Consider the following 26,579-nt stretch of genomic DNA (forward strand, 5'->3'; position numbering starts at 1 on the left):
CCGATGAAGCGGATCCTCACCGGTCTCCTCGTTCTCGTTGCCGGGGCGGGCGTCGGCGGCGGCGCCGCTTTCGTGACGGGGCTGCTCCTGGGTCCGGCGCCGGCAGCGGCATCCGCACCGACGGCCGAGCTCGACAGAGTCTTCGTTCCCGCCGGTCCGGTCCTGGCGCCGCTTGTTCTTCCAGACGGGCGTCTCGCCGGCTATTACAGGTTCGAAGTACAGCTGGAGGTCGATCAGGAGCAGGCGGAAGCCGTTGCGGCAAGGCTCCCACTCCTCCTCCACGCGATCAACCTCAGGACCTTCCGTACTCCGCTGGCGAGCGGGCCCGACGGAATGCTGCCTAGCATCGACTTGTTCCGGAAGGTCGTAATGACCTCGGCGCCGGAGGCATTCGGGCCCGGCACCGTTCACCGGGTCGCGATCACTCAGGCCAATCCGGCATGATCCGGAACCGCAGCCGAGACATGCCGGAACTGCGCGGCTGTAAGGGAGCAGGATCGTGATCGACAGTCGGTCGAACGAGCCCGTAGATCCACACTCCGACGCTCCCAGCCATTTCTCGCCGCGAGCCACTCGAACGCTGACGCTGCTGATGACGGGCAAGCTCATCACGGCAGCCCAGGAAGGTCTTTGCCGCATCCGCAATATCTCGGCGACGGGCCTGCAGATCGAGACACACATTCCTGTAGCTGCGGGCGACGTTTTGCGGGTTGAACTTCACGGACTGGCGGAACTCGCGGGCAAGGTCGCCTGGAGCCGCGGCTCGGTAGCGGGCGTCGCCCTTGTCGAGCGGGTTGACGTCGAGCAGCTGCTCCATGTGGCGCCAAGGAGCCGTCTGGTTCGCACTCCCGGTCGACGACCGCCCCGTTTCCGGATCGAGAGGCCAGTCCAGGTTGCCGGTCGCGATGGTCTTCACGAAGCAGCCTTGATCGACCTCTCCCAAAGCGGCGCTCGATTGCGCCTGCCGTTCCGTCCGAGACTGGACGAGCGGCTGAGCCTGTCGATCAGCGGCTTGCCGCTGAAGAGCGGCGGGGTTCGCTGGGTCCGCGGCGAAGAGGCAGGCTTGGCCTTCTATGAACCCTTGCCATTCGAACGGCTGGCCCAGTGGCTCGCCGATCGCCGCGGCGACGACACCTCCCAGGTCGCCGCGGCGATCTAGAACGGGCTGGGCCGGGGAGCCGCTTCACTCTCAGCCACGGCTCGACGAAAATCGGAGGAGCGGACCGGGTCGTGCCGCCGCTAACCAGTGAAACTTCTCACCAACGAGCCCGCGACCAACGCCCAGCCGTCGACGAGGACAAAGAAGATAATTTTCATCGGCAGCGAAATGGTCGGTGGCGGCAGCATCATCATTCCCATTGCCATCAGCACCGCTGACACTGCCAGGTCGATGACCAGGAAGGGCAGCAGGAGCAGGAAGCCGATCTCGAAGGCTCGGCGCAACTCGGAGATCATGAAAGCGGGGATCAAAGTCGCCAGCGGGGTTTCCGCGCGGGGCGCGGGTGGACTGTCGGACATCTCGTTGAACAGTCGAAGGTCATCATCGCGGACCTGCCCGAGCATGAACACACGGAACGGTTCCGCCGTCCGTTCGAACGCTCGCTCCTCGCTGATCCGACCTTCGTTGTAGGGCTTCACACCGTCATTCCATGCCTGCTGAAAAGTCGGCGCCATGACGAAGAAGGACAGAAAGAGAGCCAGACTGATCAGCACGGGGTTGGGAGGCACTCCGGGCGCTCCAATGCCGGTCCGAAGCAGCGAGAGAGCGACGACGATTCGGGTGAAGCAGGTAACGGTCATCAGGATCCCGGGCGCGAGCGACAAGATGGTCAGCAGCAGCACGAGCTGAATCGCTCGGCCGCTGATCGATCCCTCGCCGAGATTGATCGAGGTCGTCTGGGCGAGCGCGGCCGCCGGCATGGCCAAAGCGATCGCGATGGCTGCCGTGCGCAGGAGCTTAACCATGGCTTTTGGCCCTTCTGTGTCGCGCCGGATTGCCGGTTGGCCGCGGCGGCCTCTTCTTCGCGCGACGTGTCCCCGGCTTGCCCGCCGCTCCGCCCGGCGCAGCGGCCACGCGCGTCTCGGGGCGCAGTTTGGGAGAATCCTGCAGTGCCTCGGTCTTCGCCAGAGACTTGCTCCGGCATTCACTGACTTGTCGCTCACCGGCAGCTGCTGGCGAGGTCGACAGGAGGCGAATCCGTTCCAGTGCGCGGCTGCGAATCTTGATGCAGCAGGCCGAGATACGGTGAAGTTTATTGGCGAGATACTCCGCAGGCTTGCGGTCGCGACTTGCCGGCTGTTCGACCGGCGCCAGCGTGGCGGATTCGGTTTCGCCGAGGCGACTTTCGACGAGGCTGTTGAACGACGTAGACTTCGCATCCGCTATCGGAGGAACCAGACGCGCCAGCTCCCCGGCGGCGCTGACGGCGCCACCGACCTTCTTTCGAACGCCTGAGCGGGTTCTTTCGAGAAAGGCCCCGAAGGATTGCCGAAGAGCCTCCATCTCCGCCTTCGACAGCGCCATCGCTTCCGCCTCGGTGCGGCGGCGCTCCTCTTCCGCGGCGGCGTCAAGATCGTCGCGAACGATGCCTGATTCGACGATGAGATTGCCTTCGGGCGAAATAAGGATGAGATGCTCGCGTCCGTCGCGGCGCAGAAGCGCAATCGAACGGCGCGAATCCAGGCTCGTCCGCTCGATCAATTGCAGCCGCTGCCCGGCGCCGCCGACGGCCACTCGGCCGGGAAGGCGGATGTCGAACCGGCGCACGGCCCAAAGGGCGAAGGCGAGGATCCCGAGAACGGCACCAAGGCCGCCAAGGGTTCGAAGCAGTGCCAGAGCGTCCATGCTCAGCGGCTCCGCTTCACGACTTCGGTGACCTCGAGCGACATTCGATCACCCGCCACCTGAATCTTGCCGCGCGCGACCAACTGGTCGTTCACGTAGAGTTCGGTCGGATCGTCGTACCCGCAGTCGAGCGGGATCAGAGCGCCACGGCCCATCTTCAGCAACTGGCGGATCGGCAGCCGGGTGGAACCAAGCACGATCGACATTTCTACGGGGACATCATCGAGCACGAGCTGCGCCTCCTTCTGGAGGACTTATAGGAATGATTTTCAGGGTTAACGGCCACCACTAGGCAAAATCTGCCTATAAGATCGGAAGTGCGGCCGTTCGCCGCGTGGAGACGATCATGGACCTCAAAAGCTCGGTGAACATCTCGGCCTCGGGACTTCGTGCCCAATCGCTGCGGATGCGGGTGATCTCGGAAAATCTCGCCAATGCCGACTCCGTGGCGAGCACGCCCGGCGGCGACCCCTATCGCCGTCGAGTCGTCACCTTCCAGTCCAATCTGGAGAATGCGCAGGGTGCACGCGGCGTGGAGGTTCGCGCCATCACCACGGACAACTCCGCCTTTCAACGGATCTACCAGCCAGGCCACCCCGCTGCGGACGCCAACGGCTATGTCGAGCGACCGAACGTGAGCAGCCTCATCGAGACTGCGGACATGCGCGCGGCGCAGCGCTCCTACGAAGCCAACCTCAACGCCATCGAAGCGGCGAAGAGCATGACGATGCGGACCATCGACCTGCTCAAATAGACCCTTTCGACCCGATCAAAAGGAATCAAGCTATGTCCATCGGCGCTCTTGACGCCGCGTCGGCCTACGGCCGCGTCCTCGGTACTTCCGGCGTGTCCGGCGGAACCGGCATTCGGCCCGTGACGGGCGCTCCGGCACCCGAAGGCGCCGGGTTCGGCGGAATGATCGAAGGCCTGATCGGCGATGCCGCCCAGAGCCTGCGCGTAGCCGAGACCGCGAGCGCGATGCAGGTCGCGGGCCGGGGCGACCTCATCGACGTCGTCACCGCGATCGGCGCGGCGGAAACCGCTCTCGACACCGTCGTTGCCGTCCGCGACCGCGTTGTGAACGCCTATTCCGAGATCATGCGGATGCAGATCTGAGTCATGTCGCCGGACGACATCCTTGCGATTGCGAAGTCGGCTTTGCTGCTCGTTCTGACCGTCGCCGGTCCGATGCTGATCGTCTCGCTCATCGTCGGTGTCTTGATCGGTCTCATCCAGGCATTGACCCAGATTCAGGAAATGACTCTGACCTTTGTGCCGAAGATTCTCGCGATCGGGTTGGTCCTGGTGATGAGCCTGCCGATGATCGGGCAGGCGCTCTCGAGCTTCATGTCGGAGCTGACGTCGCGGATTGTCTCGGGCTGAGACCCGGCTCCGAGTCATGCAGGATCTGCCGCTCCAAGCTACCGGCTTCCTGATCCTGTTCGCTCGGGTCGGCGCGGTTCTGATGGTCCTTCCGGTGTTTTCCGAGGAAGCGGTGCCCGGGCGGATTCGGCTGCTCATCGCCTTCGGACTGACCGCGGGGATGTGGGGTCTGCTCGATCACAACGTATTGCCGGCAGCGCGCGACGAAAGCGGGCTTCCCGCGATCATCGTCATTGAGCTGCTCATCGGGCTGGCGCTCGGGATGATGGTCAGGCTGATGTTCTTCGCCGCAATCGTGGCAGGATCGATCGTCAGCCTTCAGGTCGGTCTTTCCTCGGCCATCATCTTCGATCCCTCGACCGGCGGTCAAACTCCGATCCTTGCCAAGCTGGTGGCCGTCGGAGCTGCAGTCCTGTGCATGGCCCTCGGCCTCCACCACCTCTGGATCGGCGCGATCATCCGCTCTTACGATCTCTTTGCCGTCGGCGCGGCTCCGAACGCGGGCGATCTCGCCGCGCTGGGCGTTGCCACCGTCGCTCGCTCGATGGCGTTGGCCGTCAGCCTGTCGGCGCCACTTCTCGTCTATGGCATCATTTTCAACGTCGCACTCGGATTCTCGGCTCGGCTCGCGCCGAGCATCCAGGTCTTCTTCATTGCCCAACCGCTCAATATTCTTCTCGGGCTCGCTTTGTTCGCCACCGTCGTGGGAACGATGCTTTCCGGCTTCGCCCAAGCGATGACCGACTGGATGCAAGGCGGCTGGAGCTGAGCCATGGCCGAGCAGGACAAGGATCAGAAGACCCAGGAGCCGACCCAGAAGAAGCTCGAGGACGCTCGACGCAAGGGCGAGGTGGCGACAACGCCGGAAATGCGTCACGCCGTCATGTTCCTGGCAATGCTTGCGGTGTTCGGCACGATCGGAATTCAGGCGCTGACCGACATGGGACGCCTCTTCCTCAGCCTGTGGGGCGGGGCAGACCGCTTCCGGATGGAGCCGGAAGGCGCGCAGGGCTTCGCCACGGGCCTTTTCGCCGAGCTTGGCGGAATATTTGCGCCGACTCTCGGCCTGCTGTTCGGATTCGCGGTCCTCATCGTTTTCGTCCAGGGCCGCCCGTCGCTGTCCTGGTCACGACTGCAGCCCAAATGGTCGAAAGTTTCCCCGGTCGCCGGCCTTGGGCGCATGTTCGGCCTGCGCGGTCTCATCGAGTTCCTGAAGACACTGGCGAAGTGCGCGGCAGTGATCACCGTCGTTCTGATCGTCATCTGGCCCAAGGCTGTCGCGGTCGACGAGTTGATCGGAATGGGCCCGGAAGCGATCGCCCGCACCAGCGGCGCGCTCGTGCTGCTCATGCTGAAGGCGGTTCTGCTGCTGGTGGGTGCCCTGGCCCTGTTCGACTTCATCTACCAGCGGCGGGCCTTTCTCCAGCGGATGCGAATGACCCTTCAGGAGGTGAAGGACGAGCACAAAGAGACCGAGGGGGACCCGTATATCAAGGCGCGAATCCGTTCGATCGCAGTCCAGAGGGCCCGCCGTCGAATGATGGCCGCGGTGCCGACCGCCAGCGTGGTCATCACCAATCCGACCCACTATGCGGTTGCGCTTCGGTACGATCATGGAGAAATGGCGGCTCCTGTCGTCGTCGCCAAAGGCACGGACGCCGTCGCTCTCAAGATCCGGGAGATTGCCGCGGGAGCCGGCGTTCCGGTGATGGAGAGTCCCCCGCTCGCTCGCGCCCTCTACAGTTCGGTGGAAATCGACCACCCGATCCCGGTCGAACATTATGCCGCGGTTGCGGAGATCATCCACTACGTCATGCGCCTGGCCCGCGGCAGACGCTGACTCGTCAGCCGCGCTCCTGTTTGGCCAGCTCGACCAGTATCCGCAGCTCGATCTCGTCCATCAGACGCGCGATTTCCTGCTCTTGCGGGCGGCCACGGCGACGGGTCCAGTCCTTCAGGGCTTCGACTCGTTCGCGGCTGACTCGACCAGCGAGCAGCTCGGCGTGCAACCGCTCCAGCTCGTCGAGCGCCTCCTCAGCCTCTCGGGCCGGATCGCGGCGAGGCTCGGTGCCCGCGGCGGCCAAAGCGACCAGCATCTGCACGGATTGGGTGGGTGGCGAAACGGTCTGCGCGACGGGTGCCGTCGCGGCGGCTGCCGGCGGAGCGAAGGCAGCGGCGGCGGCGCGCTTGACCGGAATCGCCAGCAGTGCCTGCAAGATCGACGTCGGGCCCGCTGGCTGAACCAATTCCCGTTTCCTCCTATATTTTCCTATAAGACAAAAGACGCCATTTTCCAATTTGATCGGGGCGATATGCGACTTTGCCAGGTTCTTGCTACCTTGATTGCGGCTGCCGCGGTCGCGACCAGCTCGCCAGCTTTGGCGGGGCCGCGGATCAAGGACATTGTCAGCGTCGAGAATGTCCGCTCCAACCAGCTTGTCGGCTATGGGCTGGTTGTCGGCCTCGCCGGTACCGGCGATCGGCTACGCAATGTGCCTTTCACCGAGGAATCGATGCAGGCGATGCTCGAGCGAATGGGCGTCAACGTCCGCGGCGCCCAGATGCGGTCGCAGAATGTTGCAGCCGTCTCCATCACCGCCACTCTGCCGCCCTTTGCCCGCTCCGGATCGACGATTGACGTCCAGGTCTCGGCACTTGGCGACGCAAGCAGTCTCCAGGGTGGGACCTTGATCGCTTCCGCGCTTCGCGGAATGGACGGTCAGATCTACGCCGTAGCGCAAGGGCCGGTCGCCGTTTCAGGATTTCGAGCTCAGGGCGCAGCGGCAAGCGTGAGCCGTGGAGTGTCGACTTCGGCGCGGATTGCCGGCGGTGCAATCGTCGAGCGGGAGGTTCCCTATTCGCTTGGTTCAGCGGGAAGCCTCAAGCTGGCGTTGCGCAATCCCGATTTCACCACGGCTCAGCGGATCGCCGCGGCAATCAACCGCCAGTATCCCGGGTCGGCCCAGGTGCTCGATCCGGCTACGGTCGAGCTGTCGCGCGGCGGCGGGGCGAATTCGCTGATCGAGCTCGTCACCCGAGTCGAGAATCTCGAGGTCGACGTCGATCAGGCAGCGCGGATCGTCATCAACGAAGCGGCCGGCACCGTGGTGATGACCAACGATGTTCGCGTAAGCCCGGTCGCCGTCGCCCAGGGCGGCCTCACCATCAGAGTCACCGAAACGCCAATGGTTTCGCAGCCGGCTCCCTTCTCCCTGGGCGAGACAACGATCGAGCCGAGAACGCAGGTCGACGTCGACGACGGCCAAGGCCGATCCTTGGCAATGGTCGGCGGAACATCGCTCCAACAGCTGGTTGCCGGTTTGAACGCGCTCGGGGTCTCGCCGCGCGATCTCATCACCATCCTGCAAGCGGTGAAAAGCGCCGGCGCGCTGCAGGCCGAAATCGAGGTACAATGATGAACGAGATCAGGCCCTCCGTCGGCGCTGCTCAGCCCGCTGCGCAGACCGCTCCCGCGGCCGGGAGTCCGGCGGTCGCGGCGCGTGAATTCGAAGCCGTGTTCCTGGGCCAGATGGCGCGCATCATGCTGGAGAGCGTCGAGATCGGTGAACAATTCTCTGGCGGCCACGGCGAAGAGATGTTCCGCGGCATCCTTGCGGAAAGACTGGGCGTCGAAATGGCAAGAAGCGGCGGAGTCGGTCTCGCCCCAGCCGTGATGGACCATATCATTCGTTTGCAGGGAGGCGATCCAGATGCCCAATGAGTTGATAGCCACCATTCGGTCGCTCGTCACGCTGATGCGTGAGGAAACCGAAATGCTGCGGATTCCCGGCAGGATCGCCGATCTTCAGGAGGTAGCCGAAGCCAAGGCGCGGCTGGTGGGCTTGATCGAGGCGCGCTCCAGCCAGCTCGAGCGCGAGCAACCCGGTTGGCGCGACTCGCTCGATCCCGAGGGGCTCGACGCTCTCACGGAGGCGGTGGCAGAGCTTCGCGATGTCTCCAGCGCCAACGCGAAGATGCTCGAGCGACAGATAGAACTTTCCCTGCAGATGATGGAGGCGATCGCGGCGGAGGCTAAAAGGCTCAAGGGGACCCGCAGCGCGACCTATGGAGCGACGGGTCAGCTCTGGCAGGTAGATATACCCACTCCGGTTTCGACCAACGCCAAATATTAGCTCAACCGGAGCTGCCCTGCGCCCAGAAGAGGCGCAGCGGCAACGATCTAGTCGAGACTGGAAGCGACGCTTGTCCTTCCATTCTCATCATGAACATTCGGCGGGGCAGCTGAAGCTTCCCGCCTGGCGAGATCAGCAAACGGCCATGCGCCGCGACGTCGGGTTTAGCCGTTGCGACCGATCGCGCCGCGGAGCAGACCCATTTGCTTTCGATAGAGGCCCGTCAAAGTGGCGAAATCCGCCTGTACCTGCCCCATTCGGAGCAACTGGTCCTCGAGCGTCACGTTGTTTCCATCCGGCTTGGTCTCGCTGATCTCCCGATCCTCGACCACTCGGCCTGAAGCGCCGGAGGAAGCGCCAAGGGCAGTCATGCCGGCGGTGAGTGCTACCCGTGGTCGAGCAATTCGCGCTGCGCCGCTTTGCCCCTGCACCGATGCCAGCAGGCTGGAAAAATCAGGCGCCTCCACATCGCGTGAGCGATAACCTGGAGTCTCGCTGTTGGCGATGTTCTGAGCGACCACGCGCTGCCGATCCGACTGGTGTCGCATCGCCCGGGTGATGTCTCGCAGGAGGTTGAGGTTGGCTTCGCTCATGTAAGAAGTTCCCGATATCAACTAGGAGGAGAAGGCGGTCAGGCGATTGAGCGTGTCCTGATAGCGCGCGGCTTGCGCCGCCAGGTAAGGCGAGACGTGCCCGCCGCTGCCGGAGGCATTGACGCGTGCCTCCTTGGTGCTGTCCCAGTAGAGAGACCGGTAGGCAGTCTGAGTCATCGACAGGGCCGAGTTGATCCGGTCGAGTGCCTTGGCGGCGCTGGCGGCGCTACCGAGATCCAGGGCATGGGTGAGCCCGAGCCCGAAACTGCCGCCCGGTCGCACCGTCGGCGCCTTTGCGGGCACGGGAGCAGGAGTCGAAAGTCGGGCAGCGGCGAGACTCAGCTTGTCCAGCGCGTCGCGCCCAATGGCGCCGGCAATCAGCTCGATGCCGTGACCCGCTCTGGCTTCGATTCGCAGCACCTTGTCGTCGCCGACGGTCGGGGTGGCGACATTGATGTCCTTGCCTGCTGCACGCCGAACTTTCTCGGAAAGACTGGCGAGGGTTTCGTCGGCGGCGATCACGATCTTGCGTGCACGTCTCCCATCCACCCGAATGGAGAATTCGTCCCCGGCGCGAAGGCTGGTCTGGGCGACCAGCCGCGCGGATTCGACCCGGTTGACTGGACCTCCACTGAATCCAAGCGCGCTCAACGCGTTGTCGGCACCACGGGCAGCGGAGATTCGCACCGGTTCGGTGCGCAGTGTTGGTTGACCGAACTGGTTTGCCGCTTCGATCAACCCGGTTGCCATGTCGACTCGGCCGATGAAGCCATCGGTGCTGCCACGACGGGCCCCGCTGAGATCGCCCGTGGTTCGCCCGCCGAGGTAGAGCGAACCATCCATGAAGACGGCGCTGTCGATCTGATCGTCTGCACCGGTGCCGACATAGGTCACCGCGGCGCCGGCCAGCCCGGAATCGACTCGAGCGACGAAGCCATCCCGCCCGCCGCTCAATCCGTTGACCTGGGTTCCCGCCAGAGCTGCCCTGGTAGCCCCGGCAACGGCAATGCTCCCGTCGGCAGCGACGGCAATGGCTCTGGCATCGGCGGTGCCGAGATCGAGTGTGCCGAGATCGGTCGAAAGCGATTGCGAATCCATTCGCCGAAGGCGCGCCGTACCGCCCTCATTAGCGAGAACGAGCAGTTCGCCATGGGCGTCCATCGCCAGCGCCGTGACCGAATCAACTCCGCCGCTGTCGATCACTCGCCTTTCCTGGATCCTGCCTTGACCGTCGAGCCGAGTGAGGAAAGCATCACCATTGCCGCTAGCCGCCCGCCCGCCGACGAAGATCGAACCGTCGCCGCCAACCGTCACCGCCTGCGCGCTGTCCTGGCCGCCTGAGCGGACCAGAGTCGCAAACTGCTCGTCGCCATTGGCATCGAGCCGAACGACCAACATGTCGCCGTCGCTGTCGACTCCTTCGAAGCTGCCCTTGACGGTTCCAGCGACGACGATGTCGCCGTTGGCGGCGATGCTGATCGCGGCGCCTTCGCTGCTTCCTGCCGCGCCGAGCGTGCGCTGCCAGACGACCTTGCCTTCCGAATCGAGCTTGCTCAGGAACAGATCCTCGCTTCCGACGATGCGGTCGGAGCCGAGGTCGCCGGCGGTCGTCCCAACGACATAGCTGAACCCGTTCGCATCGCTGACGATCGCTCGCGCCTGGGTTGATGCCAAGACGGTTTTCGGCTCGGCCACGTCACCGTTGGGCGTCTTGGGAGGAGGCGCCATCAGCGCCGCTTGCTCCGTCCCTAGCCGGTCCACCGCGCTGATCGTTGCCAGCGTCTTCTGGCCGAGCATTCCGGCCGGATCGTCGAAACGCGTGATCCGGGTGGCAGTCGGCGCGTCCAGCGCTGTCAGGCCGCTGGCCACCATGATCGAGTTTCCTGCTCCGACTTGATCGAGCGAGACTTGTCCGACGCCCATCGTGTCGAGCGCCAGGCCCCAACTGCCCGTCGATTTGTCCGGAACGAATTTGGCCTCCCATTTGGAGCGGACATTGCCGTCGGAGTCGGTAACAGGCGTTCCATCCGGATCGAGCATGGGGATCGCGGCAATGGCCGCATTGAACGCGTCGGCCACCGAGTCCAAAGTCGGTGGCTGTGGGGTTTGCGACAGATCGACCTGCACGATGTCGCTGACGCCATTCTTTGTGAGCGTCAAACGGAATTGCTCGCTTCCGCTCAGGCCAGCGAGTGGCGCATCGCGCGTCGCGCTCACACCCTGACCGACAGTGCGATACGGATCCGACCTCGAGATCGCGACGCTCTCGGCGCGGCGAGCCGGCTGAGCGAAGGCGAGGTTCACCTTGTCGGCCGGCGCCTGCCCAAGGAAGCTCTGAAGGTCCGTCAGCCCCTTGGCAAAGATTGCCTGCAACGAGCCGCGCTCCGCGGCCGGAGTCGTGGGTTTAACGGCAGTCTCGGCAAGGAGGCGCAGTCGGTCGAGCGCCTTGTAGGCAATGAAGGCGGTCTGGACGTCGGCGGGTAGTCCATTCCCGCTCAAGGACTTGTCGATGATCGTGGCCATCCGCTTGATCGCGGACAACTGGACCGATGGCGGCGTGGTTGGCGACCTCTCCTTCCACGGCGGGGCCGTTTCCGGTGTCGTGAACTGTGCCTTTGCGAGCCTGACGGCGCGGGACTCCACCACCAGTCCATAACTCATCCCGGCGAAGGCGTTACTACCCGTCAACAGCGACAGGCCGGTCAGGCTGTTCGACAAGTACATCGTCATTCCGGCGCCTCTCACTCCTGCTTCTCCTATAATAGAGGAAAACAGACCCTTCAGGCACCTGACCGCACTTATCTGCGAGAGAGATTCGATGAACGTGACCGTCACCGCTCCCGAGCCGCCGGAGCTGAAGAAATATTCCGGCCTGCAACGCGCCGCGGCCCTGCTGCTCGTGCTCGGAAAGGAGCATGGCGCGCCGATCTGGGAACAGCTGTCGGTGGACGAGGTAAAGGAGCTTTCCTCGGCCATGTCGCAGCTCGGGCGGCTTCCGTCGGGCGCGGTCGAACATCTCCTGGTTCAGTTCACCGGAGAGATCCACAGCATGGCCTCGCTTCACGGCTCGTACGAGACAACCGAGCGGCTGCTTTCGGAAATCATGCCCCTGGAGAAGGTGCGCGAGGTCATGGAGGACATTCGCGGACCGTCCGGCCGGACGATGTGGGACAAGCTCTCCAATGTGAACGAGACCGTCCTCGCCAGCTACCTGAAGAACGAATATCCGCAGACTGTCGCGGTCATTCTGAGCAAGCTCAAGCCCGATCATGCGGCGCGCGTACTGGCGGAGCTTCCGCGGGAGATCGGCGTCGACGTCGTCCACCGCATGCTCCGAATGGACACCGTCCAGAAGGAGGTCATCCAGGAAGTGGAGGCGACCCTTCGGACCGAGTTCATGACCAATCTCTCTCGCGCCCAGCGGCGCGATCCGCACGAGAGCATGGCCGACGTGTTCAACTGCATGGACCGATCGACGGAGGAATCCATGCTGGCGGCGCTCGACGAGCGAGCGCCGGAATCCGCCGAACGGATCCGCGCGCTCATGTTCACCTTCCAGGATCTGATGAACCTGCTGCCCAACGCTATCGCAACCATTGTCCGCAAGGCGGACAAGCGCTCAATGGCATTGGCGCTTAAAGGTGCCCCCGAAGGGATGCGCGAGCTCTTCTTCAACGGCATGACCCAGCGGGCGGCGAAACTGATGCGCGACGACATGGCTGCGATGGGACCGGTTCGGGCCCGCGACTGCGAGGAGGCCCAGACGGCGCTGGTGCGCCTGGCCAAGTCACTGGCCGATGCCGGCGAGATCGTGCTCGTCGATCCGCGCAACGACGATGCACTGATCATCTGATCCAATCCTGAGCTGACGGGAGCTACCGAGTGGGAGTCGCTTTCAAGGTAATGCCTTTTGCGTTCGATCGCGTCTTCACCGATCCAGCGCCAGCCGCGACTCCGGATCCCCTCGCCGATCGAGCTGCAAACGAGGCGTTGAAGGACGAGATCCGGCGCCTGCGGCGCGACCATGAGGCGGCAATCGCCCTCGCGCGCGCCGAGGGCTATGAGGAAGGGCTTCAGCAGGCTCGGGCGGAGCGCGAAACGGCTGTTCTCGCCGCCGTCGACGCGCTTCAAGCCTCGCTCGAACTCATCGAGAACCGGTTCAGCGAAATCGAGGTTCGGCTCACACGAGAAGCCGGCGAGCTCGCGCTCGCGGCTGGAGAGTTGATCGCCGCTCGAGCGCTGGCAGTCGATCCCGTCGGAGGGATCGACGAAGCTCTCGGCCGAGCTCTTGCCCAGGTGGGTCGCGGTCAGCCTCTTCACATCCACGTCCATCCCGAACAGGTTCAGGCCGTGGAACAGCTCATCGCCGACAGGCAAAGCCAGGAGCGACGGCGGCTATCGATCACCGTCCAGGCCGACGGCTCGCTGGCGACCGGTGACGCCCGGATCCGATGGGGTCAGGGCGGGCTCCTGCTCGATGCCGATGCTCGGCGCGAGGCACTTCGGGCCGAGCTCGAGGCCCTTCTTCCGCCGGCCTGAGCTGACGCGAGGACCGGGCAAGAAATTCCGCCCGGCAAAATCTGCCGCCCCATTTCGTCCTATAATCAGAGTGAAGGGCCGAGCGCCCGACTGTCATGGGGCCAGCCTTGAACTTCATACGAGATCTTGTCGGACGGATAGGGCTGCGCCGAGTCGCGCTGATGGGTGGAGTCGCCGCCGTGATGCTGCTCGGCCTGGCCTATCTCGCCACCCGCTCCGGCGGGAGCAGCGAGATGGGCTACCTCTATACCGATCTCGACCCTGCGGCCGCTCAGTCCATTGTCGACCAGCTGCGAACCGATAACGTGCCGTTTCAGCTGTCCGCCGACGGGACCGCCATAATGGCGCCCCAGGACCGGCTTGCCGAACTCAGGATGAGCCTGGCCTCGGAACGACTTGGCGGCCGGATCGGCTATGCCATCCTCGATCAGGAGGAACCGTTCGGCGTCTCCTCGTCTCGCGCTCGCCTCAATGAAACACGAGCGATCGAAGGTGAGCTCGTCCAGTCGATCCAGAGCCTGGAAAACGTCACCAAGGCGCGTGTCCACATCGTTATGCCCGAGCGAGCCGTCTTCGCGAACGAGCCGCGGCGGGCGACGGCGGCGGTCACGGTGAAGACCCGGGGCCGCCTCTCTGGCGAGACGGTCCAGGCGATTCGCCATCTCGTTGCCTCGTCTGTGCCAGAGCTGGCGCCGGAGAGCGTTTCGATCGTCGACCATACCGGCGCCTTGCTGGCCCGCGCGGGCGAGGCCGGTGCGGCCGGAGGCGGCGACGCCGACGAACGCCAGCAGGCCATCGAGGCCCGACTCCGCCAGCAGATCGAGGCAATGCTCGAACCCATCGTCGGCGCCGGCAAGGTTCGTGCGGAGGTCGCGGCAACCATCGACCGCGACTCGTCGCGCGAGGAAGCCAGCCTCGTCGACCCGGATCGCCAGGCCATCGCCCGCCAGGTGACGGTCGAGTCCAGCGACCGCAACAACGAAAGCGAGGCTTCTGCCGAAGCGGCAACCGTGGCCGAACAGCTGCCGGAGGCCGAGGCGGCGCCGGAGGCGGCGGGCGGGGACCGTCGTCAGTCCGAGCGCAACGAGACTTCGGAGGATACGACTTTCGAGAACAGCCGAACCAATACGGTTCGGGTGCGTACGCCCGGCGCCGTCACTCGGCTCAGCGTCGCCGTGATGGTCGATGGAGGCCAGCAAGGCCTTCCTCAGCCTCAGCTTCAACGGCTCCAGCGGCTCGTCGAGAATGCCGTTGGATTCGACTCCGAACGCGGCGACAGCGTTGTCGTCGAGGCCATGCCGTTCACGGTGGAAGAGCTTGTCGACGCTGAAGAAAGCTGGTTTTCGAACCTCCCTACGGATCAGATCTTCAGCTTTCTGAAGGTGCTCGTGATCGCCGGAGTCGCCTTGCTGGCGCTGCGGATGCTGCGGTCGAACCGCGACCGGCGGCAAACCGATGGAGCGGCGCCGGTGCGGGTCGCCTCGGAAACTTCTGAACCGCTCGCCATCCCGGCCGCGGCTGGAAGCGAAGAAGCTCAAGCCGCGCTGGCTGCCGCGCAGGCGCAAGCCAGCATGCTCGATCAGGAGATCGCGCTCGCCCAGGTGGACGGCCGCGTAAAACTTTCCGCCATCAATCGGATCGGCGAAGCGGTCGCGACGAGCCCGCTCGAAGCGGTTTCGGTGATCCGCCAATGGATGGCTGCCTAACCCGAAGGAATGAATCATGGACGGCGAAGCTCAGGAAATGATCCCTACCCCGTTCGACTCGTCCGCGAGCGATCTCGACGATTTTTCCGCCCGTTCGGCAGCCCCGGAGCCGCAGGCTGAATCGCAGCTTCCGGTCCGGGCTGCCACGACTCCTGCCGAGGAGTTCGAGGCGGTCTACGATGTCCCGGTCAGAGTGAAGGCCGTGCTCGGAGGGGCCCGGGTCGCGGTAGGCGAGCTGGTGCAGATGCGGGCCGGCACGGTGGTCGAGCTCGATCGACGCGTGGGAGAGCCGGTCGACGTCTTCGTCAATGACCGGCTCATCGCCCGCGGCGAGCTCGTCATGATCGACGGCTCATTGGGCGTCACCCTCACGGAAACCGTGAAGCAGGACTATTGATGCCCGCCTTAGCCTCCTCCTCGATCCGGGTCGTCCTCATCGGCCGAGCCGAAAGCGAGTTCCACCGCGCAGCCGAAATGGCCCGTGAAGCCGGCGCCGAGGTCGTCATGGCCGATGCGGTCGCCGGCGCGCTGGCCGCCTTCCGAAGCGACGGCGGCGATCTGGCGATGATCGACGTTGATCTCGACGTCGCCGACTTCATCTGCCGGCTGCGGGCGGAGCGGATCGCGGTCCCCGTGCTGGCCTGCGGCGTCGAGGCGTCGGCTCCTCGGGCTGTCGCAGCGGTTCGCGCCGGAGCCTTCGACTATGTGCCGCTACCGCCCCAGCGCGAGCTGATCGCCGCCGCCATTCTCTCCGTCGGCCAGCGCGTCTCACGGCCGATCGGCGCTGATCCTCGCTTCCTTCGCGCCCTCGATTATGGCCGTGCCGTCGCCTCGAGCGGGGCGCCGGTGCTGATCGCAGGCGAGAAAGGAACCGGGAAGGAAGTCTTCGCCCGGATGCTTCACGAGCGATCCGGCCGCAATGGCCGGTTCCTGGTAGTGGAATGCGCCGGCGTCTCCGACGAAATGGTGGAATCGGAGCTGTTCGGCCATGAGCAAGGCGCGTTCGCCGGCGCCGTCGCCGCGCGGGTCGGGCGGCTTGCCGCGGCAACCGACGGAACAGTCTTGCTTCGCGAGATCGGCGCCCTTGGGCCCGTCGCCCAAGCCCGCCTCGCCGCTTATCTTCAGGAGAGCGAAGGCCAGGCTGGCCTCAGGGGCATGCCCCTGCCGAAGCGGGCGCGGCTGATTGCATCCAGCAGCATCGAGCTCGAGAAGCTCGCGGGCCGCGGCGCTTTCCGCGCCGACCTCCTCGCCCGGTTGGGATTGGTCAGGATCGAACTCCCGCCTCTGCGCAACCGTCGCGGCGATATCGAACTCCTCGCCGACGCCTTTGCCGAACGTCTTGCACTGGCAAACGGAGTCGCCGTCAGGCCCTTTTCGGTCGAGGCCATGGATCGGCTCCGCCATCACGACTGGCCAGGCAATATCCGCGAACTCGAGGATGTCGTCCATCGCGCTGTCCTCCTCTCGAGGGGCGGCACAATCGAGCCGGAGGCGCTGGTACTCAGTGACGGGTCCGCCATGGCGTTGCCCGAGAAAGCGGATGCGCCCCACGGCCCCGACGTCGTCGCCTTGGTCGGCCGAAGCATGGCTGACGTCGAGCGGGAGCTTATTCTTCAGACGCTGCAGCGCTGTGGCGGCAACCGGACGAGCGCATCGTCCATTCTTGGCATCTCCGTGCGGACCATGCGCAACAAGCTCAAAAGCTTCATCGAGGCGGGCATCCCCGTTTCACCGGCAACCTGACGCGGAGCTTCCCTGATGTCTTCCAAGCTCGTCCAGCTGATGCAGCGTGTCGGCGACAATCGGGATATCGCCCTCGCCGGCGGAGTCATCGCGATCATCGCGATGCTGATTCTGCCTATGCCAGCTTGGCTGCTGGATCTCGGCCTGGCGCTGTCTATCACCTTGTCGGTCATGATCCTGATGACCGCCCTCTTCATCGAGAAGCCGCTCGACTTGTCGGCTTTCCCAACCATCCTGCTCATCGCGACGATGTTGCGCCTCGGTTTGAACCTGGCCTCCACTCGACTCATCCTGGGCCATGGTCACGAGGGGCCCGAGGCCGCCGGCGGAGTCATTGCCGCCTTCGGCGAGTTCCTGATGGGCGGCGAGACGGTAATCGGCCTCACGATCTTCACCATTCTGATCGTGATCAACTTTGTCGTCATCACCAAGGGCGCTGGTCGAATCGCCGAAGTCGCTGCCCGGTTCAGCCTGGACTCGATGCCGGGAAAGCAGATGGCGATCGACGCCGATCTCTCCGCCGGCATGATCGACGAAGCCCAGGCCCGCGCCCGCCGCACGGAGATCGAGGCGGAGAGTGGCTTCTACGGCGCGATGGACGGCGCCTCCAAATTCGTGAAGGGCGATGCGATAGCGGGGCTCCTTATCACCGCCGTGAACATCATCGTCGGGCTTGTCGTCGGGGTCGTCATCCACGGTCTGGCGGTCAGCGAGGCGTTCCACACCTACACTATTCTGACGGTGGGTGACGGGCTTGTCAGCCAGATCCCTGCCCTGATTGTTTCGACCGCCGCCGGACTGCTCGTCTCGAAAGGCGGGGTCGCCGGCAAGACCGGTGCGGCGCTGACGCAGCAATTGGGCCGCTATCCGAAGGCGTTCGGAATGGTCGCCTTTCTGATGGGTGCTCTGGCACTGATGCCGGGGCTTCCTTTCGTCCCCTTTGCGGTCTTCGCGGTGCTGAGCGGCTCGCTCGCCTGGACGATGTCGAGAAAGGCCGAGGAGCAGGCGGCGAAGGATCGCAAGGCCAAGGCCGACGCTGAGGCCGCGGCCGCACAGGAGGAGGAGCCGATCGCACGCACCGTGGCGCTCGACGCGATCCGGATCGAGCTCGGCTACGGGCTGCTCCCGGTCATCAACGACTCAAGCAGCGAACCTCGGCTGGACGATCAGGTCCGGGCCCTGCGCCGCCAGATGGCGATCGACTATGGCTTTCTGCTGCCATCCGTTCGGATCATCGACAATCTGGCGCTGCACGCGAACCAGTATGTAGTCTACATCAAGGAAACCGAGGTCGCTCGCGGCGAACTTCGCCTGGACCGGTTGATGGTGATCAACCCGTCCAATGCGCCGGTCGGCCTGCCTGGCGAGGAAACGCGCGAGCCCGTCTTCAACCTGCCTGCCCTCTGGATCGACCGCGGCCTTCGCGAGGAGGCGGGGTTCCGCGGACTCACCGTTGTGGACTGCGGCACCATCATCGCGACTCATCTTACGGAGCTGGTCAAGGACAATATCGCCGACATGCTCTCCTATTCGGAGGTGCAGAAGCTGCTCAATGAGGTGCACAAGGAAGCTGAGAAGCTCGTCGCCGACATCATCCCGTCGAAGATCTCGATCTCAGGAGTCCAGCGGGTACTTCAGAACTTGCTCGGCGAAGGCATTTCCATCCGCGACGTCCCGACCATTCTCGAGGGCATTGCGGAGGCGGTGCCGCTGACGTCCAACTTGACCCAGATCACCGAACATGTTCGTGCCCGACTTGCTCGGCAGATCTCGGCTCAACAGTCGCGCGACGGTTCAATCCCGATCGTCACCCTTTCGCCGGAATGGGATCAGGCTTTCGCCGAGAGCCTGATCGGTCAGGGGGACGAGCGTCATCTCGCGATGGCGCCATCCAATCTCCAAGCCTTCATCAGCTCAGTCCGCGAGACCTACGATCGCCTTGCCGCCGCCGGCGAGATACCGTGCATCCTAACCAATCCGACCATTCGGCCATTCGTTCGCTCCATCATCGAACGCGTCAGGCCAGCAACAGTGGTGCTTTCCCAGAACGAGGTTCACAGCCGGGCGCGGATCCGCGCTCTCGGGTCAATCGGCTGAGAAGTCCTGCACTCGGCGACTTCGACCCGATCATCTTCCTATAATGAATGGGGCCCGAAGGCCTCTGCACCGAGGGGTCCGAATGGACATCGTAACGACCGGCCTGCCTGGCCCGAACCTCCCCGTCGCCGGAGCACCGGCAATGGCGACGAATAGCGGCTTCTTCGCCATCGCCTTATCGGCGGTTCCGGCCGAGCTAGGAGCCGGCGAGGCACGGAAGATCCCGCCTCCTGCAAGCCCGTCAGCGGCAATGCACGTCAAGGTCAGTAGCCTGTTCGAAGTTTCGCCATCGGCGGCCGTCTCTCCATCGCCCATGACGTCTGGCGTCCAGGCCCCAATTGCCGCATCTCTGCCCGTTGCGCCGCGATCGATGCTTTCGGAGCCGCCAATGCCCGCCGACGGCACTGACCAGCCGCCGGTCGAATTGTTCCCGGCCGTCGAGAGAACGGTTGCCGGGAATAGGCATTCGACGGCCGCCGCCGAGGCCCCTGCGAACAGATCGGTCCTTGGTCCGCCCAGGAGGGGCGCTGAGGTCGCCGGGGCTCCGCTGGACCAGGTGTCGGAATTGGCCACGCCCCCGGGGACGACGGTCATGCCTGTCGAACCGGCAAGCCTTGGGTCGAAGGACCCGCTCTCGGCGATACAGGCCAAGACCACCGACGCGACCCATTCCAAGACTGTCGGCGAAGTAGCGGTCGAGCTTGTGCCGGATTCCGATCCCAGCGCGGAAGCTCCGGCGCCTCCGAGCGTCTTCGCGAGCGCCGCCGAGATTTCGGCTCCTGTTCCTCAAGGGTGGGTCCTGATCGAACCAGGCGCCGTCGCAGCTCCGAAACCGGCGCTGCAGGAGTCGACCGCCACACCGTCACCTGCACCGGTTGCCCAACCGACCCCGGCAACCGTCTCCCCATCTCCGCGCGTTCTCGACAGATCGGCAAGCCGGATCAAGGCCGGTCAATCGCCGACAGAAGCGGTTGCCCCGGCAGAGTCCAAGCGGACTTCCCCTGAACCCGCCGAGTCCTTCACGCAGCCATTGGGCAGGACGAGCGATCGAGATCTCGCCGAGGCCAATGAGCAGTTCGAGACACTCCGGCCTGGGGCTGTGAGCGAGAAGACGACTCAGGGTCCGGTCCAGGTAGCGGAGCAGTCTGCCCGGCCCACGGCGCAGGCCGCAGAACGGTCGCCGTCTGCCCCCTCTGCCTCCTCTGCCCCTCAGATATCTGCGGCTTCGTCCTCGCCCCCCTCCGTCCCCCAACCAGTTGCGGCTTGGTCCCCCGCCCCGTCTGCGCCCGCGACTCCCACGGCTTCGCTCGTTTCGCCCCAGGCGGCGCCAATGGAGAATCCGCAGCCCTTCGTGGCAGCCCGCCCCGGCAGAATGGGGCGCGACATGGGCATTGAGATTGCTCGTCGCGTCTCGGCTGGTGCGGAGGAGCTCGTCGTTCGGCTGGATCCGGCCGAGCTCGGCCGGATCCATATCCGTATGACCGTGAACGAACAGGGCAACCTCCGCGCGATCGTCGCTGCGGATGCGCCGGCTGCGCTCGAGGCCCTGCGGCAGGAAATTGGAGATCTTGGCCGAGCGCTCGATCAGGCCGGGGTCAAGACGGATGGCGAAAGCTTCCGCTTCGAGCGGGGCGGTGGCGGTGGCAGCGACAGTGCATCCGCGTGGCAGCGCTACCAAGGCCAGGATCGCTCAGGACGAAACCGCACGGACTTGCCGGAGCCCGCCGACAACGAACCGAATGAATTACCCGCTCGCGCCAACCGGCGCGTGGACCTGATGGCCTGAGGAGAATGAAATGACCGTCAACACCGTGACCGGGGCTGCGAACCTGCCGGGGACGCAGAACGCTTCCGGCGGCCTGCTCGCTGCTTCGAGTGGCGATTTCGACATGTTTCTGAAGCTGCTGACGACGCAGATGCAGAACCAAGACCCACTCGATCCGATGGACACGTCGGAATATACTCAGCAGCTGGTTCAATATTCGCAGGTCGAGCAGTCGATCCAGCAGACCGGGGTCCTTCGCGACATTCTTTCTCGGCTTTCGGCACAGGACATGGCGCAGGCTTCCGGCTTCATCGGCCGCGAGGCCCAGTTCGAAACGACGACCTCGGGCCTCGGCCAGGCACCCGCGCAATGGACCTGGACTGTTCCACGTGACGTCGCCTCGCTCGAGGCGACTATCCTCGACGCCTCGGGTCGAACGGTGGCGACCCGGATGCTGGATCCCTCGCTGCGTGAAGGGCGCTTCGTCTGGGACGGCAGCCTAACGTCAGGAGGAACGGCTCCCGCGGGGGACTATGTTCTCAACGTGCGAGCGACCGACGCCAGCGGCGCATCGACCCCCGTGACTATCCGCAGCGTCGGGATCGTTGACAGCGTCACCGCCGAAGCCGGCAATCTGACGCTCGGCGTGAATGGTGCTTCGATACCCGCGTCGAGCCTGATCCGGGTTTCGGCGGTCTCCTCGGGTTCGTAAATTTTTCCAAGCCGCAGCTCCGCTCGGGGCTCGCCTCAATCTATAAGAAACTTGAATGCTGCGCTTTCCGCCGGTTGGGTACCCCCCTTACTTCCCCTCCGGAGGAACCGCGACATGAACGGCAGGTCGGACCTCCCTCCGGCCTGCCGTTTTTCCAGGCGTCGAGCCTCGCACCACTCAGATGAGCAAAGTCAGGCGACAGTCTTGTCGGCGCCGTGAGCCGAACGACGGTCTACCGCAAGCAGCGCCTCGACTCATTGAGGTGGCTGCAGTTTCGGAACTTGGAAATCAGCGTGCCGAAGCCACTTCGAACTGCTCGAGAACACAGCCGGGACTTGCCACCGGCTGAACGAGCAAGGCAAGGCATTCGGCGATCGCCGGATCCTCGCGGGGCCCGATGACGTCGACAATGTCCTCCAGCTGCATCCCGGGCGAGCCAAGGCCGCGCTTGGCCGCCGCATCCCAGAGCTTCTCACGGTCGCTGATCGAAAAGGTGAGTGCCACTCGGATCTGCTCAGCGACTTCCCGGCTTCGCGAACTGCCGCTTTTGTGATCGAATTCGCGCGGATCCATTTGCCAGTCCTATCGCCTGATGTGCCTGCCGCTCGCACTTGCCTCGAGAGGCCAGCCAGCGGCCACTAAGGAATTTCCCGTACGGTATTTATGCGCAGGTGGTCAGTGGAGGCTTGGGCTGCCGTGCCGCCCGAGTTCGCGCGCATGCGCGCAGACCATGCACAGCTCGGCGTAGAGCTTGTCCCAGAATGCCTCGGGTATTTCCAGGGACCCGCTGCCCTCCTGGCTGACTCGGATCGTCGCCCGAGGCTCGATCACCAATTCAAACCGGGAGGCAAATCCACCCGCGACCACCTCCTCCGGCAGCCCCTCGGGAAGCGCCAGGCGCGCCGACATGATGTAGCCACCCAGCAACTCGGTGCCGTAGCTGTCGAGCATCACCCGCGGAGCTTCCGCCGAGGCTGACAGCCCGATCACCGTCACCGCCCGGCCGCCGATCACGTCAAAGCTTATTCGCAGCCGCCCGCCCTGCGGGTCGACGATCTCGCGGATCCTCCGGAACACAAAACCTCGCTCAAGTCCTGAAGACATTATAGGCGCGTTGCTCGCCGGAGCGGATCACTCCGGACTTTCCTCGAGTTTCCCCTGAGTGGGAGCGACGCCCCTGGAGATCAGAATGAAAAGGGCCGGGATGTCGCCATCCCGGCCCAGTCAGACCTGATCGGTCATGACGCTTCGCTCCGCGACTAGCGGAACAGCCCCATGATCGACTGCGGCGCCTGGTTGGCAATCGACAGAGCCTGGAGGCCGAGCTGCTGCTTGACCTGCAGTGCCTGAAGATTGGCCGATTCCTTGGCCAAGTCGGCGTCGACGAGATTGCCGATGCCGCTCTCGATCACGTCGGACAGCTTGCTGGTGAAGCTGATCTGCCCGTCGATCTTCCGCGCCGCCGAGCCCAGCGTGCTGAGCTTGGTGCCGATGGCGGTTGCCTGAGTATCCAACGTGTTGACCATCGTCTTGGCGGTCGCCGCGTCAGTGAACGTCGTGCCGATCGCCGTCACGATGGCAGTGAAGTCCTGGTTGGCAACGTTTAGCGTGGCGGCCGTCGTGTCGGTCGACTGAAGCGCCGCAACGTTGCCGCCGCTGGCCTTCAGCAGGTTGGTACCGTTGAACTCGGAGGAGTTGATGATCGTGGTGATCTGCTCCTTGAGCGCATCGAAATCCTTGGCAATCGCGGTGCGGCTGGCGGAATCGAGGCCGGCATCCGACGCTTCGAGAGCCTTGGACTTCATCTGGTTCACGATGTCGGAGATCTGCTCCGCACCCGCCACTGCCACGTCGACCGTGCTGTTGGCGCGGTTGAGCGAGGAGGTGACGGCCTTCAGGCCGCCCATGTCGCCGCGAAGCGTCTGGGCGATGGTGAAGGACGCGGAATCGTCCTTGGTCGAGGCGACCGACAGGCCGGTGTTGATTCGGCTCTGAACGGTGCTGAGGCCCCGATTAGTCGCGTTGAGGCTCTGGAGAGCCGCCATCGCGCCGACATTGGTGTTGACGGAATATGCCATTACGTTTTTCCTTCTGTGGTCGAAGCCGCTTCTGCGGCTTGGGCCAGATTCGCTGGCCGCGACGGTCAGGCGTATTTGCTGACCGCATTCTCATTCTAGGAATAGGGGCTGCCACTCAGCCGGCCCTCGACGCATTTTTTTGCGGTTGCTTCGGCATTAACCTTGAAGGACGGCAGGAAAGCTGGACATCTGACTTCGCCTTCGCGGACGAGCTTCCACCGAAATCCTCCAGCCGTCGCCCCGACGTTCCTCAATATCCTATAATGACCGAGAGTCCGCGCGATCCGCGCCTGCCAGCGAGGCCGACCCACAATGAAGACGTCCATCCTTCCGCACCAGCTCCCCCATGCCCTCGACGATGCGCCGGCGGGCCTCGCCATGCTTTCGCTCGACTGCTTCGACACGCTGCTTTGGAGGAACGTGCACGTCCCGATCGACGTCTTCGCCGACCTTGGAGAGAGCAGAGCCACGCCCCAGCAGCGCAGGTGGGCGGAAAGCCGAGCGCGAAGCCGCGCCACGCTTCGGGATGGACGCAACGAAACGACGATCGAGGAGATCTACGCGGCCCTGCTGCCTGCGCACGATGAGGAGGCACGCGCGCGCGCCGTCGCGGTCGAGCTGGAGGCGGAAGCCCGGCATTGCTACGGCTTTGCGCCGACGGTTGCACTGATGCGCTCGGCGAGGAAGGCGGGGCTCCGGATCGCGATCGTCAGCGACACCTATCTGAACCGCGCGCAGCTGACGGAGCTCATCTGCGCTGCTGCCGGGGATGACGTCGCCGCCCTGATCGACGATGTCTTCTGCTCTTCCGAGTTCGGCGTCTCGAAGAGCGAGGGCCTCTTCAGACATGTACTTCGCAAGACCGGACTCGCGCCCGGGCGCATCCTTCATATCGGGGACAATAAGGGCGCCGACTTTGAGCCCGCTCAGGCGCTCGGCATCAATGCGCTCCACCTGCTCCAGTTCAGTGAAGAGGAGCAGCAGCGACTTCGGCTCGAGGCCGCGGCCGGCGCAATCGTCAACACGGCCGGCCCAAACGCCATCCCGAGCTACCAGCCGCATCGGGCGGCCCTTGCCCACGGTGTCCCTACCTTGCGCGACCCGTCGGAACGGCTGGGCTATACCGCTCTCGGCCCGGTGCTCCATGCCTTCGCGCGGTGGATCGCCGACGAAGCGGCGGCCTTGTCCAGCACGGGATCGAGGACTCATCTGCTATTTCTGATGCGGGACGGCTATCTCCCTCAGCGCGTCTTCGAAGCCCTCGGAACCGGCCTCTCCACCACTGCGATCGAAGTAAGCCGCTTCACCGCAATTGCGGCGAATTTCGTCGACGAAGCGGCAGTCAACGAGCATCTCGAGGTCGAGCTCGAATGCACGCCCCCGCAGGAAATCGGCCGCCAGTTGCTCCTTTCGGAATCGGAGGTCGCGTCGATCCTGCGCCGGTCGCAGGGCCGCACTGCCGGATTTGCCGCCGCGATCCGTGCGCCGGCCACGATGCGCAAGATCCTAAGCCGCTCACGCGCCTTCGCCGATCGGCTGGTCAAGCATGTCACCCGGGAGGTGGCGCCGACCCCCGGCGACACGCTGATGCTGGTCGATCTCGGCTATAATGGCACCGTCCAGGACCAGGTGGAGCCGCTCCTTCGCCTCGAGCTCGGCGTCGAAGTGGCAGGACGCTATCTTCTGCTCCGGGAGCAGAGGATCAGCCGGTGCGACAAGAAGGGGCTGATCGACGGGCGCCATTACGGATCGAGCACCCTGGAGGCCCTGTGCGCCAACGTGGCGGTCATCGAGCAGCTCTGCACCGCCCCGCAGGGATCGGTCGTCGACTATGACGCGGATGGACGGGCGCTCCGGAACGGAAACAGCATAAAGGCCCGGCAAAGCGCTGTCCGCGACAACGTTCAGCGGGGATGCGTCCGCTTCGCGCGCGAGCGCGAATCCGCCTTCGTTCGTGCGCCCCGCTCGGATCGACCGGACACTCGCCGCCACTCGGCCGCTGCGACGCTGGCCAGGCTCATGTTTCTTCCTCTTGCCTACGAGCTCGAGGTGCTCGCGAGCTTCGAGCATGACGTGAACCTGGGCAGTGCCGGAACCGTGAAGCTGTTCGACACCGACGTCGCGGCCAAGGGGCTCAAGCGCCGCGGGCTGTTCTACATGAAGGGCGCCGAGCGAATGTATCTTCCCGCCGAGCTCCGGGGCCACGGTCTTCCGACCAGCCTGACGCTCCTGACACAGCATCGGTTCGGGTTCGACCTCAAATATGCCGATTTCTGCGACCGCACCATCGAGCTGCCAGTCATCGTCGCCGACGGGAATGACATGTTCGCGGACAAGGTTCAGGCACACGCCACTCATGACGGCTATTTCATGGCGGCTATTCCTATCGCCGACGGCCGCTTCGCGGTCGGCGTCCAGTTCGGGCGCCTCTACGAATGGGTCCAGGTGGAGTCGGCACAGTTCATTCCCGTCAAAGCCTTCTTAAGCGAAAAGGCCGCTCATCTGGGCGAGCCCGTCGACGCGCTCCCTTCGCTGGAAGGCATGGAACAGGTTGCACCACACCTGATGCGCTGCGAAGACGAGGCCGCTTTCATGATGGTGCCGCCGCCTGCACTTTCCCGGCGCGAACCGATGATGCTGACGGTTGTTTTCCGACCGGTCGCCGAGCGACAGCCAGCGGCTGCGCCGATGATCGACCGCTCCAGCACCACGCCCGAGACGGGTATCGCCTGAACAGAGACGGGACGATTCCCGCCACGGCGATTCATTCACCGCTTCCTCGATGGCGGGACCTTAGGCGTTTTTGCTTGCCCGGGCCGGGCATGGAAGCGGCCAAGCCGCTGCTCGCCATTTCCATCGATCAGCCCGGTCCGCCGCCGCGGCTCCCGCTTGCAACCTCGCAGTCGTGCGAAGGATCATATCGTCTCCCCTGGTCAGGCGGAGAGCGGAGGCGGCCTGAGGCGCTACAGGCCTGAACAAGAAACC

General features: G+C 64.6%; 28 protein-coding genes. 19 read left to right on the forward strand and 9 right to left on the reverse strand.

Annotated elements, in window-relative coordinates:
- The first annotated feature begins 3 nt into the window (after nucleotides 1-3).
- Both ACRYLT_RS17225 and ACRYLT_RS17230 read left to right on the forward strand, forming a co-directional pair.
- Entirely contained in the window at nucleotides 4-444 is a 441-nt protein-coding gene (locus ACRYLT_RS17225; protein WP_482665310.1) for a hypothetical protein, read from the forward strand.
- Between the two features lie 55 nt (nucleotides 445-499).
- Complete coding sequence (locus ACRYLT_RS17230; RefSeq protein ID WP_482665311.1) at nucleotides 500-1,159, forward strand: PilZ domain-containing protein; 660 nt, start codon at nucleotides 500-502, stop codon at nucleotides 1,157-1,159.
- An 80-nt stretch (nucleotides 1,160-1,239) separates the two neighbouring features.
- Here ACRYLT_RS17230 and fliP read toward each other — a convergent pair whose 3' ends face one another.
- The 3 genes from fliP to ACRYLT_RS17245 are packed head-to-tail and all read right to left on the reverse strand — an operon-like array spanning nucleotide 1,240 to nucleotide 3,075.
- Complete coding sequence (gene fliP / locus ACRYLT_RS17235) at nucleotides 1,240-1,965, reverse strand: flagellar type III secretion system pore protein FliP (RefSeq protein ID WP_482665312.1); 726 nt, start codon at nucleotides 1,963-1,965, stop codon at nucleotides 1,240-1,242.
- Nucleotides 1,958-2,845 carry a FliO/MopB family protein gene (locus ACRYLT_RS17240; protein ID WP_482665313.1) on the reverse strand — a complete coding sequence of 296 codons (888 nt, stop codon included), beginning with the start codon at nucleotides 2,843-2,845 and terminating at the stop codon, nucleotides 1,958-1,960. The genes fliP and ACRYLT_RS17240 overlap by 8 nt, the downstream gene beginning before the upstream one ends.
- A 2-nt stretch (nucleotides 2,846-2,847) precedes the next feature.
- A complete protein-coding gene (locus ACRYLT_RS17245) occupies nucleotides 2,848-3,075 on the reverse strand; it encodes a FliM/FliN family flagellar motor switch protein (protein WP_482665314.1) in 228 nt (75 codons plus the stop codon).
- Between the two features lie 116 nt (nucleotides 3,076-3,191).
- Between ACRYLT_RS17245 and flgC the strand changes: the two genes are divergently transcribed.
- Genes flgC through flhB form a run of 5 tightly spaced genes read left to right on the forward strand, consistent with a single transcriptional unit; the run spans nucleotide 3,192 to nucleotide 6,068 of the window.
- Nucleotides 3,192-3,599 carry a flagellar basal body rod protein FlgC gene (gene flgC / locus ACRYLT_RS17250; RefSeq protein WP_482665315.1) on the forward strand — a complete coding sequence of 136 codons (408 nt, stop codon included), beginning with the start codon at nucleotides 3,192-3,194 and terminating at the stop codon, nucleotides 3,597-3,599.
- Between the two features lie 32 nt (nucleotides 3,600-3,631).
- A complete protein-coding gene (gene fliE, locus ACRYLT_RS17255; RefSeq protein ID WP_482665316.1) occupies nucleotides 3,632-3,961 on the forward strand; it encodes a flagellar hook-basal body complex protein FliE in 330 nt (109 codons plus the stop codon).
- A gap of 3 nt (nucleotides 3,962-3,964) precedes the next feature.
- Nucleotides 3,965-4,228: a flagellar biosynthesis protein FliQ gene (gene fliQ / locus ACRYLT_RS17260; RefSeq protein WP_482665317.1), complete on the forward strand. Its 264-nt coding sequence runs from the start codon at nucleotides 3,965-3,967 to the stop codon at nucleotides 4,226-4,228.
- Nucleotides 4,229-4,244: 16 nt separating this feature from the next.
- Complete coding sequence (gene fliR / locus ACRYLT_RS17265) at nucleotides 4,245-4,997, forward strand: flagellar biosynthetic protein FliR (RefSeq protein ID WP_482665318.1); 753 nt, start codon at nucleotides 4,245-4,247, stop codon at nucleotides 4,995-4,997.
- A gap of 3 nt (nucleotides 4,998-5,000) precedes the next feature.
- Nucleotides 5,001-6,068, forward strand: a complete 1,068-nt coding sequence (flhB, locus tag ACRYLT_RS17270; RefSeq protein ID WP_482665319.1) for a flagellar biosynthesis protein FlhB — start codon at nucleotides 5,001-5,003, stop codon at nucleotides 6,066-6,068.
- 4 nt (nucleotides 6,069-6,072) lie between these two features.
- Here the strand turns inward: flhB and ACRYLT_RS17275 are convergent, their stop codons facing one another.
- Complete coding sequence (locus ACRYLT_RS17275; RefSeq protein WP_482665320.1) at nucleotides 6,073-6,474, reverse strand: flagellar assembly protein FliX; 402 nt, start codon at nucleotides 6,472-6,474, stop codon at nucleotides 6,073-6,075.
- Between the two features lie 66 nt (nucleotides 6,475-6,540).
- Here ACRYLT_RS17275 and ACRYLT_RS17280 point away from each other — a divergent pair, with 66 nt between their 5' ends.
- Genes ACRYLT_RS17280 through ACRYLT_RS17290 form a run of 3 tightly spaced genes read left to right on the forward strand, consistent with a single transcriptional unit; the run spans nucleotide 6,541 to nucleotide 8,361 of the window.
- Nucleotides 6,541-7,644 (forward strand): flagellar basal body P-ring protein FlgI, encoded by a 1,104-nt coding sequence (locus tag ACRYLT_RS17280; RefSeq protein WP_482665321.1) that lies wholly within the window; start codon nucleotides 6,541-6,543, stop codon nucleotides 7,642-7,644.
- The gene (locus ACRYLT_RS17285; RefSeq protein ID WP_482665322.1) at nucleotides 7,641-7,949 is read left to right on the forward strand and encodes a rod-binding protein; all 309 of its coding nucleotides are present in this window, start codon (nucleotides 7,641-7,643) and stop codon (nucleotides 7,947-7,949) included. The genes ACRYLT_RS17280 and ACRYLT_RS17285 overlap by 4 nt, the downstream gene beginning before the upstream one ends.
- Nucleotides 7,939-8,361, forward strand: a complete 423-nt coding sequence (locus ACRYLT_RS17290; protein ID WP_482665323.1) for a flagellar biosynthesis protein FlgN — start codon at nucleotides 7,939-7,941, stop codon at nucleotides 8,359-8,361. The genes ACRYLT_RS17285 and ACRYLT_RS17290 overlap by 11 nt, the downstream gene beginning before the upstream one ends.
- 164 nt (nucleotides 8,362-8,525) lie before the next feature.
- Here the strand turns inward: ACRYLT_RS17290 and ACRYLT_RS17295 are convergent, their stop codons facing one another.
- Both ACRYLT_RS17295 and ACRYLT_RS17300 read right to left on the reverse strand, forming a co-directional pair.
- Nucleotides 8,526-8,954 carry a flagellar basal body protein gene (locus tag ACRYLT_RS17295; protein WP_482665324.1) on the reverse strand — a complete coding sequence of 143 codons (429 nt, stop codon included), beginning with the start codon at nucleotides 8,952-8,954 and terminating at the stop codon, nucleotides 8,526-8,528.
- Between the two features lie 21 nt (nucleotides 8,955-8,975).
- Nucleotides 8,976-11,684 (reverse strand): NHL repeat-containing protein, encoded by a 2,709-nt coding sequence (locus ACRYLT_RS17300; RefSeq protein WP_482665325.1) that lies wholly within the window; start codon nucleotides 11,682-11,684, stop codon nucleotides 8,976-8,978.
- Between the two features lie 88 nt (nucleotides 11,685-11,772).
- On the opposite strand from ACRYLT_RS17300, the gene fliG reads away from it, so the two are divergent.
- The 8 genes from fliG (at nucleotide 11,773) to ACRYLT_RS17340 (ending at nucleotide 21,516) form a co-directional block, all read left to right on the forward strand.
- Entirely contained in the window at nucleotides 11,773-12,807 is a 1,035-nt protein-coding gene (gene fliG / locus ACRYLT_RS17305; protein WP_482665326.1) for a flagellar motor switch protein FliG, read from the forward strand.
- Nucleotides 12,808-12,836: 29 nt separating this feature from the next.
- The gene (locus tag ACRYLT_RS17310; RefSeq protein ID WP_482665327.1) at nucleotides 12,837-13,493 is read left to right on the forward strand and encodes a FliH/SctL family protein; all 657 of its coding nucleotides are present in this window, start codon (nucleotides 12,837-12,839) and stop codon (nucleotides 13,491-13,493) included.
- Between the two features lie 161 nt (nucleotides 13,494-13,654).
- Nucleotides 13,655-15,199 (forward strand): flagellar basal-body MS-ring/collar protein FliF, encoded by a 1,545-nt coding sequence (fliF, locus tag ACRYLT_RS17315; RefSeq protein WP_482665472.1) that lies wholly within the window; start codon nucleotides 13,655-13,657, stop codon nucleotides 15,197-15,199.
- A gap of 16 nt (nucleotides 15,200-15,215) precedes the next feature.
- A complete protein-coding gene (gene fliN / locus ACRYLT_RS17320; protein ID WP_482665328.1) occupies nucleotides 15,216-15,596 on the forward strand; it encodes a flagellar motor switch protein FliN in 381 nt (126 codons plus the stop codon).
- Nucleotides 15,596-16,942 (forward strand): sigma-54-dependent transcriptional regulator, encoded by a 1,347-nt coding sequence (locus ACRYLT_RS17325; protein WP_482665329.1) that lies wholly within the window; start codon nucleotides 15,596-15,598, stop codon nucleotides 16,940-16,942. The genes fliN and ACRYLT_RS17325 overlap by 1 nt, the downstream gene beginning before the upstream one ends.
- A gap of 15 nt (nucleotides 16,943-16,957) precedes the next feature.
- The gene (gene flhA / locus ACRYLT_RS17330) at nucleotides 16,958-19,039 is read left to right on the forward strand and encodes a flagellar biosynthesis protein FlhA (RefSeq protein ID WP_482665330.1); all 2,082 of its coding nucleotides are present in this window, start codon (nucleotides 16,958-16,960) and stop codon (nucleotides 19,037-19,039) included.
- Between the two features lie 1,330 nt (nucleotides 19,040-20,369).
- Nucleotides 20,370-20,825, forward strand: coding sequence for a flagellar hook-length control protein FliK (locus tag ACRYLT_RS17335; RefSeq protein ID WP_482665331.1), 456 nt, complete (start codon nucleotides 20,370-20,372; stop codon nucleotides 20,823-20,825).
- 10 nt (nucleotides 20,826-20,835) lie between these two features.
- Entirely contained in the window at nucleotides 20,836-21,516 is a 681-nt protein-coding gene (locus ACRYLT_RS17340; RefSeq protein WP_482665332.1) for a flagellar hook assembly protein FlgD, read from the forward strand.
- A gap of 288 nt (nucleotides 21,517-21,804) precedes the next feature.
- On the opposite strand, the gene ACRYLT_RS17345 is transcribed toward ACRYLT_RS17340, so the two are convergent.
- The 3 genes from ACRYLT_RS17345 to ACRYLT_RS17355 form a co-directional block, all read right to left on the reverse strand.
- The gene (locus ACRYLT_RS17345; protein WP_482665333.1) at nucleotides 21,805-22,089 is read right to left on the reverse strand and encodes a hypothetical protein; all 285 of its coding nucleotides are present in this window, start codon (nucleotides 22,087-22,089) and stop codon (nucleotides 21,805-21,807) included.
- 102 nt (nucleotides 22,090-22,191) lie between these two features.
- Nucleotides 22,192-22,593: a hypothetical protein gene (locus ACRYLT_RS17350; RefSeq protein WP_482665334.1), complete on the reverse strand. Its 402-nt coding sequence runs from the start codon at nucleotides 22,591-22,593 to the stop codon at nucleotides 22,192-22,194.
- 182 nt (nucleotides 22,594-22,775) lie between these two features.
- Complete coding sequence (locus ACRYLT_RS17355) at nucleotides 22,776-23,594, reverse strand: flagellin (protein ID WP_482665335.1); 819 nt, start codon at nucleotides 23,592-23,594, stop codon at nucleotides 22,776-22,778.
- Nucleotides 23,595-23,906: 312 nt separating this feature from the next.
- Here ACRYLT_RS17355 and ACRYLT_RS17360 point away from each other — a divergent pair, with 312 nt between their 5' ends.
- Nucleotides 23,907-26,327 (forward strand): HAD family hydrolase, encoded by a 2,421-nt coding sequence (locus ACRYLT_RS17360; protein ID WP_482665336.1) that lies wholly within the window; start codon nucleotides 23,907-23,909, stop codon nucleotides 26,325-26,327.
- The last annotated feature ends 252 nt before the right edge of the window (nucleotides 26,328-26,579 follow it).

The organism is Sphingosinicella sp. SM1-17, assembly GCF_056821765.1.

What these genes read in the sequence shown, in the direction of transcription:
- fliF (WP_482665472.1), top strand. Translation starts at nt 13,655, where the DNA reads ATGGGTGGAGTCGCCGCCGTGATGCTGCTCGGCCTGGCCTATCTCGCC.
- fliP (WP_482665312.1), bottom strand. Translation starts at nt 1,965, where the DNA reads ATGGTTAAGCTCCTGCGCACGGCAGCCATCGCGATCGCTTTGGCCATG.
- ACRYLT_RS17345 (WP_482665333.1), bottom strand. Translation starts at nt 22,089, where the DNA reads ATGGATCCGCGCGAATTCGATCACAAAAGCGGCAGTTCGCGAAGCCGG.
- ACRYLT_RS17295 (WP_482665324.1), bottom strand. Translation starts at nt 8,954, where the DNA reads ATGAGCGAAGCCAACCTCAACCTCCTGCGAGACATCACCCGGGCGATG.
- ACRYLT_RS17225 (WP_482665310.1), top strand. Translation starts at nt 4, where the DNA reads ATGAAGCGGATCCTCACCGGTCTCCTCGTTCTCGTTGCCGGGGCGGGC.
- fliR (WP_482665318.1), top strand. Translation starts at nt 4,245, where the DNA reads ATGCAGGATCTGCCGCTCCAAGCTACCGGCTTCCTGATCCTGTTCGCT.
- flhB (WP_482665319.1), top strand. Translation starts at nt 5,001, where the DNA reads ATGGCCGAGCAGGACAAGGATCAGAAGACCCAGGAGCCGACCCAGAAG.
- ACRYLT_RS17280 (WP_482665321.1), top strand. Translation starts at nt 6,541, where the DNA reads ATGCGACTTTGCCAGGTTCTTGCTACCTTGATTGCGGCTGCCGCGGTC.
- flgC (WP_482665315.1), top strand. Translation starts at nt 3,192, where the DNA reads ATGGACCTCAAAAGCTCGGTGAACATCTCGGCCTCGGGACTTCGTGCC.
- fliN (WP_482665328.1), top strand. Translation starts at nt 15,216, where the DNA reads ATGGACGGCGAAGCTCAGGAAATGATCCCTACCCCGTTCGACTCGTCC.
- ACRYLT_RS17285 (WP_482665322.1), top strand. Translation starts at nt 7,641, where the DNA reads ATGATGAACGAGATCAGGCCCTCCGTCGGCGCTGCTCAGCCCGCTGCG.
- fliQ (WP_482665317.1), top strand. Translation starts at nt 3,965, where the DNA reads ATGTCGCCGGACGACATCCTTGCGATTGCGAAGTCGGCTTTGCTGCTC.
- ACRYLT_RS17290 (WP_482665323.1), top strand. Translation starts at nt 7,939, where the DNA reads ATGCCCAATGAGTTGATAGCCACCATTCGGTCGCTCGTCACGCTGATG.
- ACRYLT_RS17335 (WP_482665331.1), top strand. Translation starts at nt 20,370, where the DNA reads ATGGAGAATCCGCAGCCCTTCGTGGCAGCCCGCCCCGGCAGAATGGGG.
- ACRYLT_RS17300 (WP_482665325.1), bottom strand. Translation starts at nt 11,684, where the DNA reads ATGACGATGTACTTGTCGAACAGCCTGACCGGCCTGTCGCTGTTGACG.
- flhA (WP_482665330.1), top strand. Translation starts at nt 16,958, where the DNA reads ATGTCTTCCAAGCTCGTCCAGCTGATGCAGCGTGTCGGCGACAATCGG.
- ACRYLT_RS17355 (WP_482665335.1), bottom strand. Translation starts at nt 23,594, where the DNA reads ATGGCATATTCCGTCAACACCAATGTCGGCGCGATGGCGGCTCTCCAG.
- ACRYLT_RS17360 (WP_482665336.1), top strand. Translation starts at nt 23,907, where the DNA reads ATGAAGACGTCCATCCTTCCGCACCAGCTCCCCCATGCCCTCGACGAT.
- ACRYLT_RS17325 (WP_482665329.1), top strand. Translation starts at nt 15,596, where the DNA reads ATGCCCGCCTTAGCCTCCTCCTCGATCCGGGTCGTCCTCATCGGCCGA.
- fliG (WP_482665326.1), top strand. Translation starts at nt 11,773, where the DNA reads ATGAACGTGACCGTCACCGCTCCCGAGCCGCCGGAGCTGAAGAAATAT.
- fliE (WP_482665316.1), top strand. Translation starts at nt 3,632, where the DNA reads ATGTCCATCGGCGCTCTTGACGCCGCGTCGGCCTACGGCCGCGTCCTC.
- ACRYLT_RS17340 (WP_482665332.1), top strand. Translation starts at nt 20,836, where the DNA reads ATGACCGTCAACACCGTGACCGGGGCTGCGAACCTGCCGGGGACGCAG.
- ACRYLT_RS17240 (WP_482665313.1), bottom strand. Translation starts at nt 2,845, where the DNA reads ATGGACGCTCTGGCACTGCTTCGAACCCTTGGCGGCCTTGGTGCCGTT.